This window comes from Rhizobium sp. AN68 (genome assembly GCF_030758035.1).
GTDB lineage: Bacteria > Pseudomonadota > Alphaproteobacteria > Rhizobiales > Rhizobiaceae > Agrobacterium > Agrobacterium tumefaciens.
In genome coordinates this window covers 2,300,696-2,323,901 of record NZ_JARWMI010000003.1, presented here as the reverse complement: position 1 = coordinate 2,323,901, position 23,206 = coordinate 2,300,696, and the positions used below count along the sequence as shown (strand labels likewise).

Genomic DNA, 23,206 nt, shown 5'->3' with positions numbered 1-23,206 from the left:
TCCATAACGCCCGCGATCCCGCTCCGGGCGAAGAGGTACTCGTCATGCCATTGGCCATATTTGCCTTGACGATCGCGGCTTACGCGATCGGAACCACGGAGTTTGTCATCGTCGGTCTTTTGCCGACGGTCGCCGCAGATCTCCACATTACCCTGCCGCTTGCCGGCCTTATCGTCAGCGTTTACGCGCTGGGTGTCACTTTCGGTGCGCCGATCCTGACTGCGCTGACCGGCAAGATCGAAAGAAAGCCGCTGCTGCTGGGTCTGATGGCGCTGTTCGTCGTCGGTAATGTCGCAGCCGCCGTGTCGCCAAGCTATGAGACGCTTCTGGTCGCGCGGGTGCTTTCCGCCTTCGCCCATGGCGTGTTCTTCTCCGTTGGTGCCACCATCGCCGCCGATCTCGTGCCGGAAAACCGCCGTGGCTCGGCGATTGCCATGATGTTCATGGGTCTGACTGTCGCCATCGTCACCGGCGTGCCGATCGGTACCTATATCGGGCAGATTTTCGGCTGGCGCGCCACCTTCTGGGCGGTTGCAGGTCTTGGTGTCATCGCCTTTGCCGGTATCGCGGCCCTGTTGCCGGGAACGCTGAAGAAAGCGCCGCCCGCCCGCCTTCTCGATCAGGTGCGGGTGCTGGGTTCCGGCCGACTAATCATCGTTTTCGCCATGACCGCACTTGGTTACGGCGGCACCTTCGTCGCCTTCACCTTTCTGGCGCCGATCCTTCAGGATGTCACAGGCTTCTCCGAAAAGAGCGTCGGCCTGATCCTTGTGCTCTACGGCATCGCCATTGCCGCCGGTAACATCGGTGGCGGCAAAATCGCCAACCACAATCCGGTCAAGGCGTTGATCGGCCTCTTTCTGGCACAAGCCATCGTGCTTCTGGTCTTTTCCTTCACCGCCGTCTCGCCGGTTCTGACCCTGATCACGCTGGTGGCGCTCGGCTTCCTGTCCTTCGCCAACGTTCCCGGCCTGCAGCTTTATGTGGTGCAGCTGGCCAAGGAACACCGCCCCGGCGCTGTCGATGTCGCCTCGGCGCTCAATATCGCCGCCTTCAATCTCGGCATCGCGATTGGTGCGTGGCTTGGCGGTCTGGTGGTGGAATCGCCGATGGGCCTTGCCGCAACCCCATGGGTCGGCGCCATCCTTGTCGCCATTGCCCTCATTCTCACCCTCTGGAGCAGTGCACTCGACCGTCGCGCCTCGCTCTCGCTGAAGACTGCCTGAGTTTTCATATAAATCCCGGCCACTGCCTAAGGGCTGGCCGGGCGTACCCTAAAAGGAGAAAATATATGTTTGATGTCACCGCCAACGGCGCATCGATCCCGGCGCTTGGCTTCGGTACCTTCCGTATTCCCGGCCCCGATGTTCTTCGGATCGTTCCGCATGCCCTGAAGGCCGGCTTTCGCCATATCGATACCGCGCAGATTTACGGTAATGAGGCCGAAGTCGGCGAAGCCATTGCCGGTTCCGGCGTGGCACGCAGCGATATCTTCCTGACCACCAAGGTCTGGGTGGAGAACTACAGGCACGATGCCTTTCTTGCCTCCGTCGATGAGAGCCTGAAAAAACTGAAGACCGATTATGTCGATCTCCTGCTTCTGCACTGGCCGAACGAAGCGGTAACGCTGGCCGAGCAGATCGGCGCGCTGAACGCGGTTCGCGACGCCGGCAAGGTTCGCCATATCGGCGTGTCCAACTTCAATACGGCGCTGATGGCTGAGGCGGTCAGTTTGTCAAAGGCACCGATCGTCACCAATCAGATCGAATACCATCCCTATATCGATCAGGATATGGTGATCGCGGCGGCCAAGGCTGCCGGCATGTCGGTGACGGGTTATTACGGTATGGCCGACGGCAAGGTTTTTGCCGATCCGGTTCTAAAGGACATCTCCGCAAGCCGGGGCAAGTCGGTGGCGCAGGTGGTGCTGCGCTGGCTCGTGCAGCAGCAGGGTGTGATTGCGCTTTCGAAGACGGTGAGCGAAGCCCGTGTTGACGAAAACCTTGCGATCTTCGATTTCACGCTGTCGGTCGCTGAGACGGATGCGATCCGTGCTCTTGCCCGACCGGATGGCCGTATCGTCTCGCCGGACGGGCTTGCACCGGTATGGGACGCGGCTGCCTGACAGTTGCCAACCGGTGTGGGTGGAATTCCTCCTGGTGCCGTCACCCGGGTCTAGCCCGGCATGACGGAGGAGCGGTTTTCACTGATATAGATAACCTTAAGACACCCGGATAAGCTATCCGGGTGTCTTCTGAGAGAGTGGATCAGAATTCGCCCCAGGTCTGATCTTTCGAGGCCGTGGATACGCCGAGCGCTGCGGCCACCTGGCCGATCATGCGACGCGCCGGGGATGGTCTCGGCTGTGCGTTGTCCGCAACGCGCACCGGCGCTGAAGGCTTATATGCGGATCGAGCCGTGCTGGTGCTGGCCATTGCGCCATCCAGCTTGAACTGGCCGACGATCTGGCGGAGTTTTTCGGCATCACCGGCAAGCGATGCGCTGGAGGCCGTCGCCCTTTCGACCATCGCGGCATTGTGCTGCGTGACCTGGTCCATCTGGTTTACCGCGCTGTTGACCTCGGCCAACCCGACCGACTGTTCCCTTGCGGATGTCGCGATGGCGTCGAGTTGTGTATTGATGGCGATGACGTGACTTTCAATGATCTTGAGTGCGTCGCCGGTTGCGGTCACGAGTTTCACGCCGTTCTGCACTTCGTCGGCGGAATTGCGGATAAGCTCCTTGATTTCCTTGGCCGCTTGCGCCGAGCGCTGGGCCAATTCACGCACTTCCTGTGCCACAACCGCAAAGCCCTTGCCTGCCTCGCCCGCACGGGCCGCCTCGACGCCGGCGTTGAGTGCCAGAAGATTGGTCTGGAAGGCAATCTCGTCGATGACGCCTATGATGTTGGAAATCTGGCTTGAAGAGCTTTCTATGCGCTTCATTGCATCGACCGCAGTTGCGACGACCTGACCGGATGTCTGCGCGGATCTGTTGGCCTCGACCGCCACGATCCGCGCCTCCTCAGTCCGTCTGGTCGAATTGCTGACGTTGCTGGTTATCTGGTCGAGCGCTGCGGCTGTTTCTTCCAGCGATGCGGCTTGGGTTTCCGTGCGTTGCGACAGGTCGCTCGCACTCGAACTCAACTCGCGAGAGCCGTTGTCGATCGTGGCCGTGACATCGGCAACGGACAGCAGTGTTTTGCTAAGCTGGTTTACGGCGATATTGAAGTCCGCACGCAGGCTTTCGAATTCTGCGGAGAAAGGCGTTTTCAGCTGGTAGGACAGGTCGCCATTGGCCATATGCTTCAGACCTTCGGCAAGGCCGCTGGTCGCTTCCGCCATTTCGGCGGCGCGCCTGCGATCAATTTCGGCGGTTCTTTGACGCTCTGCCTCGGACTGGTTACGCACCTGCGCCGCATCCGCTTCCAGCCGGCGGGCCTTCAATTCGTTATCCTTGAAGACCTCAACGGCCTTTGCCATCGTGCCGACCTCGTCGCGCCGGTCCGTTCCCTCGACCTTGACGGACAGGTTACCCTCCGCAAGCGTTTGCATCGTGCCGACAAGACCCCGGATCGGCGTGACAAGCCAGCTGCTGATCGCGAAATATCCGATGACGACGACGGTGATGAAGCCGAGGACGACCGCCGCGACGGTAATTAGTGCAGTCCGTTGGCTTATGTCGCTCAGATCATCGCTCTGCTTGGCGCTACGGTTCGAAATATCAGTGGCTATCTGTGTAAGTTTCGCGCCGATCTTGGCAAAGACTGGCTGACACTCGGTGCCAAACGCTTTTTGCGACGCAAGTGCCTCATCCACGGTTGATGCGGTTCGGCCCAGGTGCCAGGCGTTCTTGCACGTCACGTTATAGAGCGTCGTCACGTCGTCCTTGAGTACGCGCAGGCGGTTGTCTTCGGGGATATTGGCGATGGCTCCATCCATCGATACCATGAACTTGTCGCGTGTGGCCTTCACCTCAGCTTCGGCAGCGGCATTACCCTGTTCCGTAAAGGCGATCATCATATCGGCCAGAGCCGCACGCCCGTTCAGCAGTTCCTTGTTCGCGAGCGCCAAATTCAAGGCCGCTGCGCTGTCACGAGCAATAAGATCACTATAACTTCCATCGATCGATTTGATCTGTATGGCGGAGTAGGCCGCAATCAGGATTGCACATACGCCGAATAGCGCAAATACCGTCAAAAACTTTCCGACAACGGGAATATTTCTCATCGTTATGGCTCCCACAAGAAAATCGAGCCCTTCATGGGTCATATTTCGGCATCATGCGCTTTTCCGGTGATGATTATAATTACAAATTTAAGAAACAATTATGTATTATTAGTAATTACGTATCTTATAATAAGATACTGTAATGTTATATTAAATAAGAATAGTATTTAATACTGAATAATTCTAATGAGCATCTCAAATCGGTTGTCATGTCTTGCGCGTCCGCGAACGCCTTCCCGAAGCGAATAAGTTCGGTGTCTAGGGCACGGGACTGTGGTTGGGCGTCAGATCGGCCGAGAACATGCGGGTAGGCTTCGGTTGAAGAGGAGCTATCTGGGACCGACGGCAAAATCAGGCGGTGCCTGTAAGCGCTTTGACATTCCCGACGTTTTCCAGGGAAAACTGGAGCGGGCGAAGGGATTTGAACCCTCGACCCCAACCTTGGCAAGGTTGTGCTCTACCCCTGAGCTACACCCGCTCAAAAACCGCTGGTCCGGGGTAGTTCGCTGGACCGCGGGCCGCCAAAGCGTGGCGACGGGTGCTATATCGCTCAATCGTTTTTGGAATGCAACAGTTTCTTTTGCGGTTTCGGTGGAAATCCGTCTGGCCTGTGGGTTTATTCAAAACGGCCGGGCCGATGCGTCGTAAAAAAGGGTGTTGGCGGGCGAAGGTATTGTTTCGGCTGGCCTTTATTTGGGTGTAAAAGCACACAACCGGCCGGATGGCCAAAAAATAACCTGTTTACATTTGGTTAAAATCTGATTCGACAAGTGATTCGTTCGGGTGTACAAATTTCATGTCCACAAAAAAAGAAACGATACTTGGCATGTCATCATCGGGAGGATGAGCCTTGTCGTATGCAGCTTTTGAAAGAGTCGGCGCACAATTGTCGCCCCAGCAGATCACCGATCTGCAGAATATTTTCGACGGCGTATGTTTCGAGTGCCTTCAAGATCGCTGTAGCCACGTCGCCAACGAGTGCGCGGCGGTTTTGATCCGTAGCGCCCAGCGCGGCATTCTCGATCATGAGATGTTGCGCGACATCGGTCTTGCGGTTTTACGTCGGCACTGATTGCGCCATTTCATTAAAAAAGCGCCCGGGCATCTCGGGCGCTTTCGTGTGTGTGGTGGCAGTAGCAGCGTTGCGGCTCAGCTCTTTTCCTGAACGTGCGCCTCGAGGAACCACAGCGCCTTGTCGAGATCGCGCGAGGCGGCGGTGAAGATATCCGCTGTCGTCGGGTCGCCGGCCTCGTCGGAATCATCGATAGCCTTGCGGATCATGTTGGCCACGTCGCCATAACGGGCGATCAGTTCGTCCAAATGATCGTGGATCTTGTAGATATCGGTCGGATAGGCCTTGAGCTTGGTCGTCGAAGAGACGGATTGCAGGCTACCGAGCGCTGTGCCGCCAAGCTGCACCACACGTTCGGCAATGGTATCGCCGTGATTGTCGAGCTGGGCGCGGAAGGTGTCGAGAAGTTCGTGCACGGCGATGAATTGCGGACCTTTCAGGTTCCAGTGCGCCTGCTTGGTCACCAGTGCAAGGTCGATCACCGAAGCGAGCGATTCGTTCAGAATACCCATCACCGTTGATTTGGCGTTGGAAGGCAGGTCGTTCTTCGTCTTGTGCGTCTTCATCGATGTCTCCTGACGTTGCGGACGGAATGCCGTTTGGCAAAATCTCCCCCGATTAACGCCCTGGCCGGTTGCCCTGTTCCGTCGCTCGGACGGCAATGGCAAAAAACCTCCGCAATCGTCGTATCTCACTCATAAAACAGACAGATGCGTCGACCGTCTATGTTGTTGACACTGATGGTCATGTCGTAGATTTCCCGCAGAACCTCCGGACGGATAATCTGTTCCGCCGGTCCCTGGCGGCAGATTCGGCCATCACGCATGGCGATGATGGTGTCGGAGTACCAGGAGGCGAAGTTGATGTCGTGCAGCACCAGAACCACGGTCTTCTTCAGCTCGTCGGCGGCGCGACGCATGATCTTCATCATGCTTGAGGCGTGTTTCATGTCGAGATTGTTGAGCGGCTCGTCCAGGAGCACATAGTCCGTGTCCTGACACAGAACCATGGCCACGAAGGCGCGCTGACGCTGGCCGCCGGAAAGCTCGTCGAGAAAGCGGCCGGAAAGGTTTTCGAGATGGAGATATTCCAGCGCCCGGTCGATATGGACCTTGTCCTCGATGGTGGGACGGCCCTTCGAATAGGGATAACGTCCAAAACCGACGAGATCGCGCACCGTCAGGCGTGACGAGATGTGGTTGTCTTGCCTGAGGATCGAGAGCCGTTTTGCCAGCGTGTCGGAAGGGGTCTTGGTCACATCCAGCCCGTCCACAGTCACGGTTCCCGCATCCATGGACATCAGCCGTGCCACGATGGAGAGCAGCGTGGATTTTCCCGCCCCGTTCGGCCCGATGATGGAGGTGACGCCGCCTGCCGGAATGGCGACGGAGACGCCATCGACAACAACCGTGTCGCCATAGGATTTGCTGATCTGACTGGCGATGATCATCGCGCACCCCGCTTGAGAATAAGACCGATAAAGACGATGCCGCCCAGAAATTCGATGATGATGGAAAGCGCCGTGTTGAAGGCGAAGATCCGCTCCAGCACCACCTGACCGTCGACTAGGCAGATGATGGCGATGAGGATTGCAGCCGGCAGCACATAGGCATGTTTGCCGTTGCCTGTGAGATAATGGGCCAGCGCCGCAACCAGCAGCCCGAAGAACATGACGGGGCCGACGAGTGCGGTGGAAACGGCAACGAGAACGGAGACCAGCACGAGGATGATCGTCACCGTTCGCTTGTAGTCCACGCCAAGGCTGATGGCCGTTGCGCGGCCGAGCGAAAGAACGTCGAGCGTGTGCAGGAGCCGCAACCCGATAATCGTCACCACGCCGACGATGATGGCTGATACCGCAAGAAGGGTGGGATCGATGGAATTGAAGCTGGCGAACAGCACATCCTGCAGCACCGCATATTCATTGGGGTCCAGCACGCGCTGCATGAAGCCCGAGAGGCTGCGAAAGAACACGCCGAAGACGATGCCGACCAGCACCAGAAGATGCAGGCTGCGTTCCGCGCCGACGAAAAGCCAGCGGTAGAGCAGGGCGGAGAAGGTGACGAGCAGCGCGGTTTCGGCAAGAAACTTCAGCTGCGGATCGATCATCACCACGGTTGCCGAGCCAAACACGAAGATCAGCGCCGTCTGCACCAGCACATAGAGCGAATCGAAACCCATCACCGAAGGGGTGAGAATGCGGTTGTTGGTGACCGTCTGGAACAATACCGTCGAAACGGCGATGGCATAGGCCACCAACAGCAGCGATAGAAGCTTGATGCCGCGAAACGGCAGGATGAAGCTCCAGCTGCCCTTTGCACCGAGCGTCATGAAGGCAGCCATGGAGATGAGCGCCAGTGCGAGAAGCATCAGCAGCACGAGTTTCGCGCGCCGGTCGGGATGTCTCTCATGCATGGTGGCGTTTCCGGAGCAGGAGATAGAGGAACAACGCGCTGCCGATGACGCCGACCACGGTTCCGATCGGTATCTCATAGGGCGCGCGCACCGTTCTGCCGATGATGTCGCAGGCAAGAACGAAGACCGCGCCAAGCGTCGCCACCCAGGGCACGGAACGGCGCATGTTGTCGCCGATCATCAGGCTGACCACATTCGGCACAATCAGGCCGAGAAAGGGGATCATACCCACCGTGACGACGACGACGGCACTGACCAGCGAGACGATGGTGAGGCCGAGCGCCATCACCCGGCGATAGTTCAGTCCGAGATTGGTGGTGAAGTCGCGCCCCATGCCTGCCACCGTGAAACGGTCGGCGGCGAGATAGGCGGCGATGGCGAAAACGAAGCCGATCCACAGCAATTCATAGCGGCCACGCAGCACGCCGGAAAAATCCCCGGTCATCCACGCGCCGAGCGATTGCAGCAGATCGAAACGATAGGCGAAGAAAGTGGTGACGGCAGAAATGACGCCGCCCAGCATGATGCCGATCAGCGGCACCAGCAGCACATCGCGCAGTGGCACCTGCCGTAGAATACGCAGGAAAAGTGCGGTTCCGGCCAGCGCGAAAGCGGCCGCCACCAGCATCTTGCCGAAGATCGGCGTTTCCGGGGCAAGCAGGGTGACGGTGAGCAGGCCAAGGCCGGCGGATTCGGTGGTGCCAGCCGTCGAAGGCTCCACGAAGCGGTTGCGTACCAGCATCTGCATGATGAGACCGGCAATCGCCATCGAGCTTCCGGCCAGTATGAGCGCCAGCGTGCGCGGAATGCGGCTGACGAGGAGCACGCGCAGTGCATCCGCGCTCGTATCCGGCGCAAAAAGCGTCGCCAGCGAGATGTTGCTCACGCCGACGAACAGGCTGACGATGGCGAGTGTCAGTGCCAGAAGGAGGGCGAGGATGAGGGACAGGGATTTCACGTCAGTGGTTTTTCGAAAATGGTGATGGCTCGCTTCGACCTCGCAGATTGCCCGGAGGACTGAACCTCTCCTTCGTCATCCTCGGGAGAAGCCCGGGGATGACGTCGCGAAGGCAGTTTTTACGACTTCTTCTCGGACACGGCCTCGTAGACCTGATCAAGCAGGGTGGTGAGCGCCGTATAACCGCTGCTGACGATATAGGCCGCCTGCGGGTCGAGATAGACGATCTGCTTTTTCTTCCAGGCGTTGGTCTGGTGGATCAGTTCGTTGTCCAGCACCTGGGCGGCGGCCTTGCCTGGGTCCGTTGCGCGGCCGATGCCGGCATCGCGGTCGATCACGAACAGCCATTCGGGATTGACCTCTGCCAGATATTCGAAGGACACGACATCGCCCCGGTCGAAGCGGTCATCGATATCAGGAGCGACCGGCTTGAAGCCGATTTCCGTGTGCAGCCAGCCGGTGCGCGAGCTTGGGCCGTAAACACCGACCTTGCCGGCATTGGTGACGAGGATCATCGCCGTGCCGGAATTCGGCGCGATGGCCTTCAGCTTTGCGACCTTCTCGTCAATGGAGGCGTCGAGCTTCTTTGCTTCTTCCTGCTTGCCGAAGATTTCGCCGAGCTTGGTGATATTGGCTTTGACGCTCGCGATAAATTCCTTGGAATCGATCGACATGTCGATGGCGGGCGTGATCTTCGCAACATCGGGATATTTCGCCCGCGAACGGCCGCCGACGATGACGAGATCGGCTTCTGCCGCATTGATCGCCTCGTAATCGGGTTCGAACAGCGTGCCGACCTTCAGATATTTGCCATCGGCATATTTCTGGAGATAGGTCGGCAGGTTGGAACCAAGGACACCAGTTGGCTCGACGCCCATCGCATCGAGATTGTCGAGCGAGGGGATATCCAGAACCAAAACCTTTTTCGGCGCGGCTTTCAGAACGGTCTCGCCCTGCGCGTGCTTGATCGTCATTTCCTCAGCGCCTGCGGTCATCGCGCCAAGGCTGAAGGCTGCTGCTGCCAGCAGCCGAACGGGGAAGGTGAAGTTGATGGCCACGGATATGTCCCTTGCAATATGGTTCTTGACCCTGCGGAAGCGGATCCCGCAGGCGTAACTTGATGTTCGCTGTCAGCTTTATTGGCAAGGTATGCGGAAATCAAAAATATGTTTTAGAATAGTTCTGAATTGCCGTGAGCGGGAAATGTGTGTGGCATCGGAAGCAAACCCCGGAGCCACATCAGGGGCCGTATCTTTTCTCAATTCGGCGGCCAGTCGCCGACGATCTCGCGTCTTTCCAGTTTCAGCGACCGGTCAGGCTGGATGCGGTAGGTTTCAATCGCCAGCCGGCCGTCGCCCATGACGAATTCGTGGCTGAGCGTGCTGCCGATGGGTGACTTGGTCAATTTGGTGTGGGGTTGTCCGCCATAGGTGATGCTGCCCGGAATGGGTTGCACGTCGGGTGCCGCGGTGGCGCAGCCGGCAAGGCCCAGAACCAGCATGATCGCGATCTTGCGCATGTTTTTCTCCTGCGTTGGACAGGAATACTATCACGGCCGTGCCTGTGCCACACATCCCGTTGCCGTGAATAAAAAAGGGCCCCGCATCCGGAAGGAGACGGGGCCAGTTGCCTTGGGAGGCTGTTTGTTATCAGTCCTCGTTGGCGGCAAGCTGCGTCAGCACCTCGCCGCGGCCGCGGATGCGCATGATGAGCGGGACGATGAAGGCGGCGGCTGCGACAAGGAACAGGCCGACGGCAATCGGTGAGGTGAGCAGCACGGTCGGGTCGCCCTGGCCGATGGCGAGTGCACGGCGAAGCTGCTGTTCGGCAAGCGGCCCGAGGATGAGGCCGACCACGGCAGGCGCGATCGGATAACCGAAGATGCGCATGATGTAACCAAGGATACCGAAGGCGAGCAGCATGCCGAGTTCGAACACGGACGGGTTGGCGCCGATGGTGCCGAGCGTCGCAAACAGCAGGATGCCGGCATAGAGCCAGGGTTTCGGGATGGTCAGCAGCTTCACCCACAGGCCGATGAGCGGCAGATTGAGCACCAGCAGCATCAGGTTGGCGATGAACAGGCTGGCGATAAGGCCCCAGACCAGCTGCGGATTGGTGGCAAACAGCAGCGGGCCAGGCTGAAGACCGAACTGCTGGAAACCGGCAAGCATGATGGCAGCGGTTGCCGTCGTCGGCAGGCCGAGCGTCAGGAGGGGCACGAGCGTACCGGCAGCGGAGGCATTGTTGGCGGCTTCCGGACCGGCAACCCCTTCGATGGCGCCATGGCCGAATTCTTCCGGATGTTTGCTGAGCCGCTTTTCGGTTGCATAGGAAAGGAAAGTGCCGATTTCAGCACCACCGGCAGGCATGGCGCCAATCGGGAAGCCGATCAATGTGCCGCGCAACCAGGGCTTCCAGGAACGCGCCCAGTCCTGCGCACTCATCCAGACCGAACCCTTGACCGCTTCGACCTTCTCGTCGCCACTCTGGCCCTGCGCAACGATGAACAGCGTCTCGCCGATGGCGAACATGGCCACCGCAAGCGTCGTCACTTCCACGCCGTCGAGAAGGTCGGGAATGCCGAAGCTCATGCGGGTCTGGCCGGTCAACTGGTCGATACCGACGATAGCGAGCGCAAAGCCGATGAACAGCGAGGTAAGGCCGCGCAGTGCCGAGTCTCCGAAAGCCGAGGAGACGGTGACAAAAGCGAGCACCATCAGCGCGAAATATTCGCGCGGGCCGAAAACCAGCGCCAGCTTGACGATATAGGGTGCAACAAAGGCGAGAGCGACGGTGGCGATGAGACCAGCGACGAAGGAGCCGATGGCGGCGGTGGCAAGTGCCGGACCGCCGCGGCCCGCACGGGCCATCTTGTTGCCTTCGAGCGCAGTCACGATCGATGCGCTTTCGCCCGGCGTGTTGAGCAGGATCGAGGTGGTCGATCCGCCATACATGCCGCCATAATAGATGCCGGCGAACATGATGAGCGAACCGGCGGGATCAAGCCGGTATGTAACGGGCAGAAGCAGAGCGACCGTCAGCGCCGGCCCGATGCCGGGCAGAACGCCGACGGCAGTGCCGAGTGTCACGCCGATCAGCGCATAAAGCAGGTTCATGGGTTGGGCAGCAACCTCAAGACCGTGCAGCAGGAATTCAAACGTACTCATGGACAGATGTCCCCCAAGTCGAGCAGATGGGCGGGCGGAACGGCTGGCGTTTGCGTCATCGCGCGCCGGCGGTTTCCTGTGATCTCGAATTTTGGTCGGAATGGCTGTTAGAACAACAGCCGTTCCAGAGGCCCGGCAGGCAGAGAAAGCTGCAGCAGCCGCGCAAAGATGATCCAGATGACGAAGCTCAGAGCGATGCCGATGGGGATCGAATACCAGAGCTTGCGTTTGCCGAAGGCGCGCGCCGTAAACGCAAACAGGAGACCGGTGGCGATGGAGAAACCGGCGACGTTCAGCAACAGCATCTGCGCGGCAAGGCCGGTGACGACCCATATGACCGGGGCGACTTCCTGTTTGTCCCGTTCAGGAAAATCACCGCGCCAGGCTTCGATGGCCGTCCAGAGCGCAAGGCCGACAAGACAGAAGGCGATGGCGTAGGGGACCGTTGCCGGACCGACCGGCGAGTAGCCGGTGACGCTGGCGAGACGCGCACTGTCCCAGAAGATCACGCAGGCGATAAGGACGAGGGCTACGGCGATCGCCAGCGCCGCCCAGTCAGGGCGGCGCTCTTGATGTTGTGAAGGGTTGGAACCCTGGCTCATTTTACCAGTCCGATTTCTTTGAGGATGGCGGCGGTGGCGTCGGTGTCCTTGGCAAGCTGCGCCTTGAACTCGTCACCGGAAAGATAGGTATCCATCCAGCTCTTGGTCTTCAGCGTTTCCTGCCACTTTGCGGATTTCGCCAGCTTCTCGATATCGGCGCTGACGGCCTTTTCCTGTTCCGGCGTCAGGCCGGGAGGAGCAGCGACCATGCGCCAGTTCTGCACGACGACGTCGAGGCCGCTTTCCTTGAGCGTCGGCGCGTCAACGCCTTCCAGCTTCTCTTCGCTGGAAACGGCCAGCAGGCGCAACGTGCCCGCCTTGACCTGGCTTTCGAATTCGCCGTAGCTCGAAATGCCGGCAGTGACCTGCGAGCCGAGTATCGAGGCAAGAGCTTCGCCGCCGCCGGAATAGGCGATGTAGTTGATCTTGGTCGGATCGACGCCGGCCGCCTTGGCGATCAGGCCAACAGCGATATGATCGGTGCCGCCGGCCGAGCCGCCGCCCCAGGACACGCTGCCCGGATCTTTTTTGAGCTGGTCGACGAGGTCGCCGATGGTTTTCAGCGGCGAGGATGCCGGAACGACGATTGCTTCATATTCACCAGTCAGGCGGGCGATTGGCGTCACTTCCTTGAGGGTGACGGGCGCCTTGTTGGTGAGGATCGCGCCGACCATCACGTAACCGCCGACGATCAGGGCGTTCGGGTTGCCCTTCTGCTGGCTGGCGAACTGTGCAAGACCGATGGTGCCGCCGGCACCTGGCACGTTCTGCACCTGAACGCTCTTGGAAATGCCTTCTTCCTGCAGCACGGTCTGCAGGGAACGCGCGGTCTGGTCCCAGCCGCCGCCGGGATTGGCCGGCGCGATGATGGTGTAGTCCGCTGCGACCGCCGGAAGCGCGATCACGCCTGCCAGAAATGTGCCGATAAGAAAATGTTTCACTTAGAAAACCCTCCTCAGGATGCCCTTTTTGGGCGTCGTTTTTCGTTTATGCGGAAGGGAGTTTCAGGCCGTGCTTATCCTGACGCTGCCAGGGCAGCGCGGAGCTCTACGGTCCTCAAGATTTCCTCCCGCATCTTCTTCCGCCTCCACGGAATGAAGAAGGATTGCAGAGCATCATAAAAAGCTGTCATCTAACTGACGCACCGCAAGTCCTTGCGCATTTACTCTCTATTAATTTGTGCTTGCCGTCTACTATTGCGAGCGTAGCGCCTCGTTCCACCGCTCGATCAGGCGGCTGCGCTTGACCTGATCCAGATAGACCATCAGGCCCGGGCTGACGGGCACAGGGCGCAATTGTGCGCCGTGGATCGCCTGCATGGTGTTGGCGGTGTTTTCGCCCGCCACGTCAGGGCTGACGGCGGGGATCTGCAATTGCCGGGCCATGATCGTCTGGCCCTCCTTGGACATGAAGAATTCGAGATAGCGGCGGCCGAGCGCCGGATTGGCGGCGGCTTCCGGCACCAGCCCGATGCGAGACATGACCACGGTATAGTCCTTGGGCAGAACGATGCCGACATCGGGATGGCGCGAGGCCCAGCCGGCCGCGTAGGAACCGAGAATATTGTAGCCCAGCACGAAGCGCCCGTCGGAGACACGCTCCAGAATGGCGGATGACGTGGAATAGACCTTCACGCCGGCCGCGCCCATGGCCTTGATGACGCTCCATATATCGCCGAACTGCTCCTGATCGCGCGACATGAACAGGAAGCCGACGCCGGAGCGCTCAATGTCGTAGGTAGCGATGCGGCCATGCACTTCCTTGGCGTGGCGCTCAAGATAATCGACGAATTCGGCACGGGTGGCGGGCGGCTTTTCGGTGGTGAAGCTCGGCTTGTGATACACGAACACCGCCGGCTCGAAGGTCAGCGCATAGGCGGTGTTGCGCCAGTTGGCCCAGGTGGGCCAGCGCGCGCTCATGGCAAGGTCGGAGCGCTGGGCGTAACCGTCATTGCTCAACTTCACCTGCAAATCCATGGCGGATGAAAAGGCGAAATCGGCGGTCTTTTTGCCCGCATCGGTTTCTTTCACGATGCGATCATAGATTTCGCCCGTCAGCATGTCCTCGTAATGGACGGCGATATCGGGGTTGGCCTTCTGGAAACCCTCGATCATCGGCGTGGCCAGCGGTTCGTCCAGCGAGGAATAAACCACCAGCGTTTCCGCATCCGCCTTGCCTGATGGTGCAGGGAAAACGGCGACTTGTGCAAGCGCCGGTGAGGCCATGCAAAGACAGAGACAGAGAAAAACGGCGATACGCATGGAAAAGATCATGCCGCACGCGCTTGCCATTCACAAGCGCCAAGGGCTTGGATAAGCTCGGCAATGTTGCGGGAGGAAGAATTGCGTATTTTGCTGGTCGAGGACAATCAGGTGCTGTCGGAAGGGCTGTGTGCGCTTCTGCGCGGCAGCGGTTATGCGGTGGATGTCGTTTCAGACGGCGCTTCCGCCGACGCGGCGATTGCGGCGGAAAATTTCGATCTCGTCATTCTCGATCTCAACCTGCCGGAAATGGACGGCATCGAGGTGCTGCGCTCCATGCGCTCGCGCCAGGACAAGGCGGCGGTGCTTATCCTGACGGCGCGTGGCACGCCGGAGGAGAAGGTCAAGGGGCTCGACCTCGGCGCCGACGACTACATGATCAAGCCCTTCGACATCACCGAATTTGAGGCGAGGGTGCGGGTGCTGCTGCGTCGCAATGCCGGCCTGCGCTCTTCTACGCTCGGCTTCGGCAAAGTCCTGTTCGACCTCACATCCCGCACCTTTTCAGCCGATGGGCGCCCGCTCGATATTCCGGCGCGTGAAGTGGCGCTGCTCGAGGTGCTGTTCATGCGGGCGGGCAAGGTGGTTGCCAAGGAGGCGATCGTGCAATCGCTGACCGGTTTCGACGACGAGATATCAGGCAACGCCATCGAGCAATATGTCAGCCGGCTGCGCAAGCGGCTTGCCCCCCACGGGCTGACGGTGAAGACGGCGCGTGGCATCGGCTATTATCTGGAAAAGCTGCCGGAGATGGCTGAATGAGACAGGCCGCCTATTCGCTCAGGCGGCGTCTTTTAGGTTGGCTTCTCATCTCCACCGCCATCATCGGCTGCGTTGCGCTCACTGATACCTGGCGCGAGGCGGTCAATACGGCCAATGTCGTCTCCGACCGGGTGCTGTCAGGTTCCGCGCTTGCGATTGCCGAGCGGGTGGTGGTGGCCGAAGACGGCTCGCTGGAGGTCGATATTCCCTATGTCGCGCTGGAAATGCTGACATCGGCGGCGCAGGACCGGGTGTTTTACCGTGTCGACGGGCCAAACGGGCAATTTCTCACCGGTTACCAGAACCTGCCGACGGTGGAGAATCCGGCCGGAGAAACGCCTGCCTATCGCGATGCAGTGTTTCGTGACGAGCCGATCCGCATCGCCGCGATCCGCCGTTTTGCTTCCACCGGCATCAATTCCGTGCCCTTTTCCGTGACGGTGGCTGAAACGACGATCGCCCGCAGCCAGCTTGCGCAGGCCATCATCCTGCGCTCGGCCTTGCGCCTGCTGTTCATGATCGTGGGCGCGGCGATCATTGTCTGGATCGCGGTGACGATTTCGCTCCGGCCGCTTTACCGGCTCAGCGAAGCGATTGCCGAGCGCAGCCCCGACGACCTGCATCCAATCCGGCAATCCGTGCCGGTGGAGGTGGAAAATCTGGTGGAAACGGTCAATTCCTTCATGGTGCGGCTGCAATCGGCGCTCGATGCGCTCAGGCATTTCACCGGTAATGCCAGCCATCAATTGCGCACGCCGCTTGCCATCATCAGCACCCAGCTTGCGCTTTCCGCCCGCGCCGCAAGTCTCGAAGACGCGCAGGCGGCGGCGCGCAAGGGCGGCGCTTCGGTGGCCCATGCCGAACACATCCTCGCCCAACTGCTGCGCATGGCCAATATCGATGCAGCGGGTTCGAGCGAAAAACATGATTTTTCCGCGATAGACTTGGTGGCCGTCGCGCAGAACGTGACCGCCGATTTCGTGCCACGCGCGGCGGACGCCGGCATCGATCTCGGTTTCGAAGGCGAGGGCGAAGCGACAATTCTCGCCGAGCCGCTCCTTATCGGTGAACTGATCGGCAATCTCGTTTCCAATGCCATCAACTACGCGGGGCGTGGTGCGGAAGTCACCGTGCGCGTCGGCAGGCAAGCGGGCGCCGTCTGGCTGGAAGTTGAAGATAACGGCCCCGGCATACCCACGGAAAAACGCGCCATGGTGCGCCAGCGCTTCGCCCGCGGCGAAGCCAACGCCGCCCCCGGCGCCGGCCTCGGCCTTGCGATCATCGAGGAGATCGCCGGGCTGTTCGGCGGGCGACTGACGCTGGAGGACGGCGCGGGCGGGCGGGGCTTAAGGGCCCGGGTAGAGTTTTCCTGAGGCGGCACTGCTGCGCCGTCCCCTTGGATGAGACTCGCGGTCCTATTCGTTCATCTTGTCGATAATCTGCATCATGATGTCAGCGCAGGCCTTCATCGGCTCGTCATCGGCACATTTGACGTCGATTTTGCGCTCGCCGTCTTCAATCCTGAAATGCGCTGCCTTGGAGGGCGGGGGTGGCATTCTCTTGCCATGCGGGCCGTCCCGCCAGCCTGCTTCCCTCGGACCACCAGGGCCGGGCGGCGGAGGTGGCGGCGGCGCATCCGCCCTTGAACCAGCGTCCGCTGGTCCCGGCGGTGGTGGCGGCTGCTGGGCGAAGCTGGACCCCGCCGCGATGAGAAACGCGGCGCCGGCAATGACGAGTTTTTTCATGTGAGAGACCTCGCTGTTGGGCTACAGAGAAGAAACGGTCACATGGGATGCTCGGTTGCCGGTCGGTAAAAATAATTCCGCGTTGTTTTCGTGGCGTATTAGCCCATCCGTTCCGAAGCGTAGCTGCCCGGGCTTGGCGGGAAGACTACGGTGCGGTTGCCGTTGATGAAGGTGCGGTGGTGGATGTGGGCATGGATGGCGCGTGCCAGTACCTGGCTTTCCACATCACGGCCAAGAGAGACGTAGTCTTCGGCAGATTGGGCATGGGTGACGCGCACCGTGTCCTGCTCGATGATCGGGCCTTCGTCCAGATCGGCGGTGACGTAATGGGCTGTCGCGCCGATCAGCTTTACACCTCGGTCATAGGCCTGCTTGTAGGGGTTGGCGCCCTTGAAGGATGGCAGGAAGGAGTGGTGGATGTTGATGATCCGGCCCGACATCTTGCGGCACATGTTATCGGACAGCACCTGCATGTAACGCGCCAGCACCACCAGTTCGGTGCCGCTGGTCTCGATCAGGTCCATCAGCTGCGCTTCGGCCTGCGGCTTGTTTTCCTTCGTTACCTTGATGTGGTGGAAGGGAATGTCGTGGTTGACCACCACTTTCTGATATTCGAAATGGTTGGAGACGACGCCGACGATATCGATCGGCAGCGCGCCGATCTTCCAGCGGTAGAGCAGATCGTTGAGGCAATGGCCGAAGCGGGACACCATCAGAAGTGTTTTCATGCGCTGGCCGTCGCTATAGATGCGGGCTTCCATGCCGAATTTTTCCGCCACAGGCTGAAAGCCCTCGGTGATGGCCTGCATCGTCGCGCCCTCTTCGGAAATGAAGGAAACGCGCATGAAGAACTTGCCGGTCTCGAGGTCGTCAAACTGCGAACTGTCGACGATGTTGCAGCCCTTTTCCGCCAGATAACCGGAAATCGCGGCGACGATGCCGCGGGTCGATTTGCAGGCTACTGTCAGAACATAGGTTGTCATTCGTTTTCCCTCAAAGACTTTGCACCGGCGAGAACCGGCGCAGTTGGCGCGTTCCATAGCGCAGCTCTGTGGCGGAGCAAAGCGCCAAGACGAGTGCAGCAAAGTCATAAGACGGGAAAAGGGGCCGCGCCGTGCCGGAAGCGACATGGAATGTTCCACGGCCAGCACGGCGGCGGCAGGCGTTGCCGCCTGCCGTTACCACTCTCAGGCGCGGCGCAGGCGCATGGCCGGGCGGCCGCGGCCGTCGATCAGCTCCAGCGTGCCGCGGCGCGGCTCGAGCCGGAAGGAGCGGGCGCCTTCAAGCGCTTCGATGAACTGCCTTTCCTGGCGCATGATGTCAGGAGCGCAGGCCATCTGGGTGGAAATCATCCGGCCGAAATCGACGCGGTTGCGGCTTATCTTCACCTCGCCGCCGATGCCGTTGCAGCCGGCATTGCCGGAAACGCGGCCCTCGCGGGAAATTTCCAGCGTTGCCTCGCGGCGGCCGCGAACCCTTTCGCCACGGATTTCCTGCACCAGCCAGCGCCCCTCAATGCCAGCCTGCGGCTTCGGCCTGCCTGGAGCCGCCGCCACCCGTTCCAGAACGAGATCGGTGTCGTCACGCCCACCGGCCAGAACCGAGTAACGGCGCGTGGTGGTGAAGAGCAGCCGGTCGCCCTCGCGGATTTCGGCGCTGAGCGCATAGGAACGGCGGCCACGGATGTCGCGGTCGTCATAACGCAAAACGAAGGGTACCGGCACCTGCCCACGCGGGCGTATGGTGGTTTCGGCGATCGTCTGCGAAGGCGCGTCCGCCAGCGAGACGTCGATGAGGCGCACCGTAACAGTCGCGCCCGGCGGCAGGGCGATCCGCTCGCGATAGGAAACGCTGCCGCGCAGGCTTGCGGGTGCGGCAGCCGCACCGCCCGCTGCAAAAAGCGGTGAAAGCGCGAGGAGCCCTGCGAAATTCCGGCGCGAAAGAAGTGGCTGGCGGTCGTTCATGGTGCTTGCTCCGTGCTGCTGATCGAATTTCAGCGGATGATAAAAAACGGCACTGAACGGGCGATGAACCGGTGAATGTTTCCTCACGAGTGGGGCTGAGCCATCGCGGACTGATGAGGAAGGAGGGAGGCCACCACCAGCAGCCTCCCATTCACTTAGCCACGGAAACTGTCCCGCAGCGCTTCGAACTTCGCCAGCTGATCGCCACGCAGTTCCTTGTTTTCGTCGCGACGGACGAAAATCTTGAACATGGCGCCGCCGGCGGCATTCATGAACCAGACGGAACAGGAGCGTCGGCCATGAAAGCCGCGATCGACGAAGGTGATGCCGGCGCAATTGTCCTTCTTGATGTGGCCGCCGATGGGGCTGTCCCCGTGGATGTTGAACCAGCCGTGGCTTTCGCTGCCCTCTGGCAGGTCGCCCGGCACTTCCAGCACGATATCGCCGGTCTGGACGATCATCAGGACTTCGCCCCAGCCGCGCATCTCGTTCCAAATCGCGTCGAACTGATCGGAACCAGCCGAAACGGCCGCACCTTGCGGCAGGATCGCCAGAACCTCGGCTGATGTCACCTCTGCCTTGGCGGCAATGGCTTCCACGATGCCGTCAGGCTTTTCGGCAAGTGCTGCGGCAGCGCGGGCCTGCCGATCATCGGTCTTTTGTGCTGCAATGCTCATAGGCGAGCCTCAGGCGGCAATCGAACGGCGTTCGCCATTCTTGTCTTCGTGGATGATGACGTCAAAACCTTCGAAATGCGGGCCGGAAAGATATTCGACCTTGCCACGGTTCTCACCGGCCTTGGCATGGGCGGCGCGGAACTGTTCGGATTTGGTCCAGCTCAGGAAATCGTCCTTGGTGGCCCAGACGGTGTGCGAGGCATAGAGCGTGTGGTCATCCGCCTTCGGGCCTTTCAGCATGTGAAATTCGATATAGCCCGGCAGCTCGCTCAGGTGCGATTTACGCTCGCGCCAGATGGATCCGAAGGTATCCTCATAGCCCGGTACGACGCGAAAACGGTTCATTGCGATAAACATGGAAGTCTCCCTTTAAGTTTACAGTTGCAGTCAGGATATCCAGCCGAAGCGTGGATGGAAAGAGGCTGACGATAAAGCGAACAATTTTACTCCACTTATCGATTGCGCCTTCTATAAACATGTGCAAATAACTCAAGTTAAATAAGATGGGCAATCCCGTATCCGCCCGTGCCAGCTTGTGTTTCAGGATAGCGTCATGTTGAATTTAAGCCTTCGCTCGTTCGTTTTCGCCGCCCTCGTGCCCGCCGTCATCGCCGTTGCCGCGCCCGGAGCTAGAGCTTCGGACAAGGGCAATCCGGAGGCGAAACGCATCGTTGCAGTCGGCGGTACGGTAACGGAAATCCTTTATGCGCTCGGCGCGAGCGACCGCATCGTTGCGCGTGACAGCACCAGCAGCTATCCGGCGGACGTGCTGTCCAAGCCCGATATCGGCTATATGCGGGCGCTCTCGTCGGAGGGCATTCTGTCGCAGAAGCCCGATCTCATCCTGTCTGAAGATGGGTCCGGCCCGGCGGATGTCGTTGCCATCCTCAAGGCCAGTGCGGTGCCTTTCGTCACCGTCGATACCCCGCCGAGCGGCGACGCCATCCCCAGGAAGATCGAAGATGTCGGTGCGGCAGTTGGTCTTGCCGACAAGGCAAAGGCATTGGCCGCGGAAACCAAAGCCGGGCTTGATGTGCTCGCCAAGGACGTCTCAGCCGTGCCGGAAAAGAACAGGAAGCGTGTGCTCTTCGTGCTCTCCAGCGCCGGCGGTCGCATCATGGCGGCGGGCAAGGGCACCGAAGCGGCGGCGATCATCGAAATGGCCGGCGGCATCAATGCCGCGCAGGAAATCAGCGGGTACAAGCCGTTGACGGATGAGGCGGTCATCGCCTCCGCGCCCGATGTGGTGCTGACCATGGCGCGCGGCGACCATGCCGGCAAGGCGGATGAGATTTTCGCGCTGCCCGCGTTCCAGTCCACGCCGGCTGCTGCGGAGAAGGCGCTGATCAGCATGGACGGGCTTTACCTCATCGGTTTTGGCCCGCGCACGCCCGCCGCCGGTCGTGAACTGGCGCACAAGCTCTACCCTGATGTGGTGAAGCCGTGAGCCTTGCTGCCTTGAGTTCCACGGAGGGCAGGGTTGCCGGTGACAGATCCCGTCAGGGGGTCGTTACCCTTGCCGTGCTCGTTGGCATCCTGCTGTTTGCCTGCGGCGTGTCGCTCGTCAGCGGGCCCACGGGTGTGGGCATTTCCGAACTCTGGGCCTATCTGACTGGCAGCGCGGATCAACTCGATGCGCGTGATAAAGTCATTCTTGAGGCGGTGCGATTGCCGCGCACGGCGCTCGGCATGTTGATCGGTGCTGGGCTTGGCGTCTCGGGCGCCATGATGCAGGGTCTTTTCCGCAATCCGCTGGCCGATCCCGGCATTGTCGGTGTCACCTCGGGTGCAGCACTTTTTGCGGTTGCGGCAATCTCTCTTGGGGAAGGTGCGCTCGCAACGGTCGCCGTATTTTTCGGCCCGCATTTTCTGCCGCTGATGGCGTTTTTCGGCGGGCTTTTGAACACCTGGCTGCTTTACGTCATTGCCACAAGGGATGGCGCCACCTCCACGACGACGCTTATTCTGGCCGGCATTGCGGTTGCGGCGATTAGCGGTGCGCTGACCGGCCTGATGATTTTTGTGGCCGATGACCGGGCGCTCCGCGACATCACCTTCTGGTCTCTCGGTTCGCTTGGTGGGGCCACCCCTGCCAAGGTTCTCGCCACCTTGCCCTTCATCATCGTCGTGCTCGCCATCATTCCCTTTGTCGCAAGGGGGCTGGATGCGCTGATCCTTGGCGATGCGGCGGCCTTTCACATGGGCATTCCCGTGCAGCGGCTGAAGCGAGTCATCATTCTGGCCGTTGCCGCTGCCTGCGGGGCGAGCGTGGCGGCTGCCGGCTCCATCGGTTTTGTCGGTATCGTCGTGCCGCATCTGCTGCGGCTTGCCATTGGCCCATCGCACCGCTTCCTGCTGCCGGCCTCTGCACTTGGCGGGGCCGCACTTCTGCTTCTCGCCGACAGTTTTGCCCGCACGGTTGCGGCACCGGCGGAATTGCCCATCGGTGTGGTCACCGCGCTGATCGGCGCGCCGGTCTTCCTGTTCCTGCTGCTTGGCCGCGGCGGATTTTCCATGCGGAACATGTCATGATCCAGGCCGAAAACCTCACCCTCATCCGCTCCGGCCGCCGTCTGCTCGATGAGGTCTGCGTCGATCTGAAGCCCGGCAAGGTCAATGTCATTATCGGTCCGAACGGTGCCGGAAAATCGACGCTGATGAAGGTTCTGTCCGGCGAGATGCGTGCCGAGGCCGGTTCAGTGACCTATAATGATGTTGCCCTGCCGTTGTTTACGCCGGTTCAGCTTGCGCGCATCCGCGCCGTGCTGCCGCAGAATACCCAGCTTGCCTTTCCTTTCACCGCGCTCGAAATCGTGCGAATGGGCGCTGTCGCGCAAGGGTCGCGCGCGCCGGAAGAGCAGGCCCGCCGGGCGCTCGCCAGGGCCGGGCTTCGCGGGTTCGAGCAGCGCTCCTACAACATGCTGTCTGGCGGCGAGCAGCAGCGCGTGCAATTTGCCCGCGCTCTCGCCCAGGTGCCGCATCCCGTGGAAAACGGCGAGGTGCGGGCTCTCTTTCTCGACGAGCCGACGGCCAGTCTCGATATCGGCCACCAGATCGCGGTGCTGGAAACGGCGCGGGATTTCGCTATTGGCGGCGGTCTCGTGCTTGCCATCCTGCACGATCTCAACCTTGCGGCAGAATTTGCCGATCAACTTATCGTCATGCATGGCGGCCGGGTAACGGCGAGCGGTCCATCGCTGGACACGATCAGCGACGAGACGATTGAAAGGGTCTATGGCATTGGCGGCGTCGTCGGACGTCTGCCGGCGCGGCATATTCCTTATGTGCTGCCGCAGTCGAGGCATCGCTAGAGCATTTCCAGGAAAAGTGGAACCCGGTTTTCCGTCAGGAAAT

General features: G+C 60.3%; 24 protein-coding genes and 1 tRNA gene. 8 read left to right on the top strand and 17 right to left on the bottom strand.

What is annotated here, in order from left to right:
- Positions 1-44 precede the first annotated feature (44 nt).
- Both RBH71_RS24425 and RBH71_RS24420 read left to right on the top strand, forming a co-directional pair.
- Positions 45-1,226, top strand: a complete 1,182-nt coding sequence (locus RBH71_RS24425) for an MFS transporter (protein ID WP_003514054.1) — start codon at positions 45-47, stop codon at positions 1,224-1,226.
- 65 nt (positions 1,227-1,291) lie between these two features.
- On the top strand, positions 1,292-2,125 hold the full coding sequence (locus RBH71_RS24420) for an aldo/keto reductase (protein WP_003514052.1): 834 nt from the start codon (positions 1,292-1,294) through the stop codon (positions 2,123-2,125).
- Positions 2,126-2,267: 142 nt separating this feature from the next.
- On the opposite strand, the gene RBH71_RS24415 is transcribed toward RBH71_RS24420, so the two are convergent.
- Together RBH71_RS24415 and RBH71_RS24410 are read right to left on the bottom strand one after the other, a co-directional pair.
- Positions 2,268-4,229: a methyl-accepting chemotaxis protein gene (locus RBH71_RS24415; protein ID WP_035251930.1), complete on the bottom strand. Its 1,962-nt coding sequence runs from the start codon at positions 4,227-4,229 to the stop codon at positions 2,268-2,270.
- 403 nt (positions 4,230-4,632) lie between these two features.
- A tRNA-Gly gene (locus tag RBH71_RS24410) sits at positions 4,633-4,707 on the bottom strand.
- A 372-nt stretch (positions 4,708-5,079) separates the two neighbouring features.
- Here RBH71_RS24410 and RBH71_RS24405 point away from each other — a divergent pair.
- The gene (locus RBH71_RS24405) at positions 5,080-5,301 is read left to right on the top strand and encodes a hypothetical protein (RefSeq protein ID WP_013636760.1); all 222 of its coding nucleotides are present in this window, start codon (positions 5,080-5,082) and stop codon (positions 5,299-5,301) included.
- 77 nt (positions 5,302-5,378) lie between these two features.
- On the opposite strand, the gene dps is transcribed toward RBH71_RS24405, so the two are convergent.
- From dps to RBH71_RS24355, 10 genes are all read right to left on the bottom strand, one after another.
- Positions 5,379-5,867: a DNA starvation/stationary phase protection protein Dps gene (dps, locus tag RBH71_RS24400; protein ID WP_003514046.1), complete on the bottom strand. Its 489-nt coding sequence runs from the start codon at positions 5,865-5,867 to the stop codon at positions 5,379-5,381.
- 125 nt (positions 5,868-5,992) lie between these two features.
- Positions 5,993-6,751, bottom strand: a complete 759-nt coding sequence (locus RBH71_RS24395) for an ABC transporter ATP-binding protein (protein WP_323687531.1) — start codon at positions 6,749-6,751, stop codon at positions 5,993-5,995.
- Complete coding sequence (locus RBH71_RS24390) at positions 6,748-7,716, bottom strand: iron chelate uptake ABC transporter family permease subunit (RefSeq protein WP_111802895.1); 969 nt, start codon at positions 7,714-7,716, stop codon at positions 6,748-6,750. Before RBH71_RS24390 ends, RBH71_RS24395 begins: the two co-directional genes overlap by 4 nt.
- Positions 7,709-8,674, bottom strand: coding sequence for an ABC transporter permease (locus RBH71_RS24385; protein ID WP_003514042.1), 966 nt, complete (start codon positions 8,672-8,674; stop codon positions 7,709-7,711). Before RBH71_RS24385 ends, RBH71_RS24390 begins: the two co-directional genes overlap by 8 nt.
- Before the next feature lie 119 nt (positions 8,675-8,793).
- Positions 8,794-9,732 carry a siderophore ABC transporter substrate-binding protein gene (locus RBH71_RS24380; RefSeq protein ID WP_003514040.1) on the bottom strand — a complete coding sequence of 313 codons (939 nt, stop codon included), beginning with the start codon at positions 9,730-9,732 and terminating at the stop codon, positions 8,794-8,796.
- Between the two features lie 200 nt (positions 9,733-9,932).
- Positions 9,933-10,193: a hypothetical protein gene (locus RBH71_RS24375; RefSeq protein WP_003514037.1), complete on the bottom strand. Its 261-nt coding sequence runs from the start codon at positions 10,191-10,193 to the stop codon at positions 9,933-9,935.
- Positions 10,194-10,323: 130 nt separating this feature from the next.
- Positions 10,324-11,841, bottom strand: coding sequence for a tripartite tricarboxylate transporter permease (locus tag RBH71_RS24370; protein ID WP_003514036.1), 1,518 nt, complete (start codon positions 11,839-11,841; stop codon positions 10,324-10,326).
- Between the two features lie 107 nt (positions 11,842-11,948).
- Entirely contained in the window at positions 11,949-12,443 is a 495-nt protein-coding gene (locus tag RBH71_RS24365) for a tripartite tricarboxylate transporter TctB family protein (protein WP_003514034.1), read from the bottom strand.
- Positions 12,440-13,384: a Bug family tripartite tricarboxylate transporter substrate binding protein gene (locus RBH71_RS24360; protein ID WP_003514032.1), complete on the bottom strand. Its 945-nt coding sequence runs from the start codon at positions 13,382-13,384 to the stop codon at positions 12,440-12,442. Before RBH71_RS24360 ends, RBH71_RS24365 begins: the two co-directional genes overlap by 4 nt.
- Before the next feature lie 252 nt (positions 13,385-13,636).
- Positions 13,637-14,716: an ABC transporter substrate-binding protein gene (locus RBH71_RS24355; protein WP_323687557.1), complete on the bottom strand. Its 1,080-nt coding sequence runs from the start codon at positions 14,714-14,716 to the stop codon at positions 13,637-13,639.
- Positions 14,717-14,785: 69 nt separating this feature from the next.
- Between RBH71_RS24355 and RBH71_RS24350 the strand changes: the two genes are divergently transcribed.
- Together RBH71_RS24350 and RBH71_RS24345 are read left to right on the top strand one after the other, a co-directional pair.
- The gene (locus tag RBH71_RS24350; protein WP_025594373.1) at positions 14,786-15,466 is read left to right on the top strand and encodes a response regulator transcription factor; all 681 of its coding nucleotides are present in this window, start codon (positions 14,786-14,788) and stop codon (positions 15,464-15,466) included.
- Complete coding sequence (locus tag RBH71_RS24345; protein WP_003514021.1) at positions 15,463-16,839, top strand: sensor histidine kinase; 1,377 nt, start codon at positions 15,463-15,465, stop codon at positions 16,837-16,839. The genes RBH71_RS24350 and RBH71_RS24345 overlap by 4 nt, the downstream gene beginning before the upstream one ends.
- A 42-nt stretch (positions 16,840-16,881) precedes the next feature.
- Here RBH71_RS24345 and RBH71_RS24340 read toward each other — a convergent pair whose 3' ends face one another.
- From RBH71_RS24340 to RBH71_RS24320, 5 genes are all read right to left on the bottom strand, one after another.
- Entirely contained in the window at positions 16,882-17,211 is a 330-nt protein-coding gene (locus tag RBH71_RS24340; RefSeq protein WP_003514020.1) for a hypothetical protein, read from the bottom strand.
- Positions 17,212-17,309: 98 nt separating this feature from the next.
- Positions 17,310-18,194, bottom strand: coding sequence for a formyltetrahydrofolate deformylase (gene purU, locus RBH71_RS24335; RefSeq protein WP_003514019.1), 885 nt, complete (start codon positions 18,192-18,194; stop codon positions 17,310-17,312).
- Positions 18,195-18,398: 204 nt separating this feature from the next.
- Complete coding sequence (locus RBH71_RS24330; protein ID WP_003514018.1) at positions 18,399-19,175, bottom strand: YbaY family lipoprotein; 777 nt, start codon at positions 19,173-19,175, stop codon at positions 18,399-18,401.
- Between the two features lie 155 nt (positions 19,176-19,330).
- Entirely contained in the window at positions 19,331-19,852 is a 522-nt protein-coding gene (hutX, locus tag RBH71_RS24325) for a heme utilization cystosolic carrier protein HutX (protein WP_003514017.1), read from the bottom strand.
- 9 nt (positions 19,853-19,861) lie between these two features.
- Entirely contained in the window at positions 19,862-20,209 is a 348-nt protein-coding gene (locus RBH71_RS24320) for an antibiotic biosynthesis monooxygenase (RefSeq protein WP_323687530.1), read from the bottom strand.
- A 196-nt stretch (positions 20,210-20,405) separates the two neighbouring features.
- On the opposite strand from RBH71_RS24320, the gene RBH71_RS24315 reads away from it, so the two are divergent.
- From RBH71_RS24315 to RBH71_RS24305, 3 genes are read left to right on the top strand one after another with little or no spacing between them, the layout of a single operon-like run.
- Complete coding sequence (locus tag RBH71_RS24315; protein WP_003514008.1) at positions 20,406-21,299, top strand: heme/hemin ABC transporter substrate-binding protein; 894 nt, start codon at positions 20,406-20,408, stop codon at positions 21,297-21,299.
- Positions 21,296-22,384 carry a FecCD family ABC transporter permease gene (locus RBH71_RS24310; RefSeq protein WP_003514007.1) on the top strand — a complete coding sequence of 363 codons (1,089 nt, stop codon included), beginning with the start codon at positions 21,296-21,298 and terminating at the stop codon, positions 22,382-22,384. The genes RBH71_RS24315 and RBH71_RS24310 overlap by 4 nt, the downstream gene beginning before the upstream one ends.
- A complete protein-coding gene (locus RBH71_RS24305) occupies positions 22,381-23,163 on the top strand; it encodes a heme ABC transporter ATP-binding protein (RefSeq protein WP_003514004.1) in 783 nt (260 codons plus the stop codon). The genes RBH71_RS24310 and RBH71_RS24305 overlap by 4 nt, the downstream gene beginning before the upstream one ends.
- Positions 23,164-23,206: the final 43 nt, after the last annotated feature.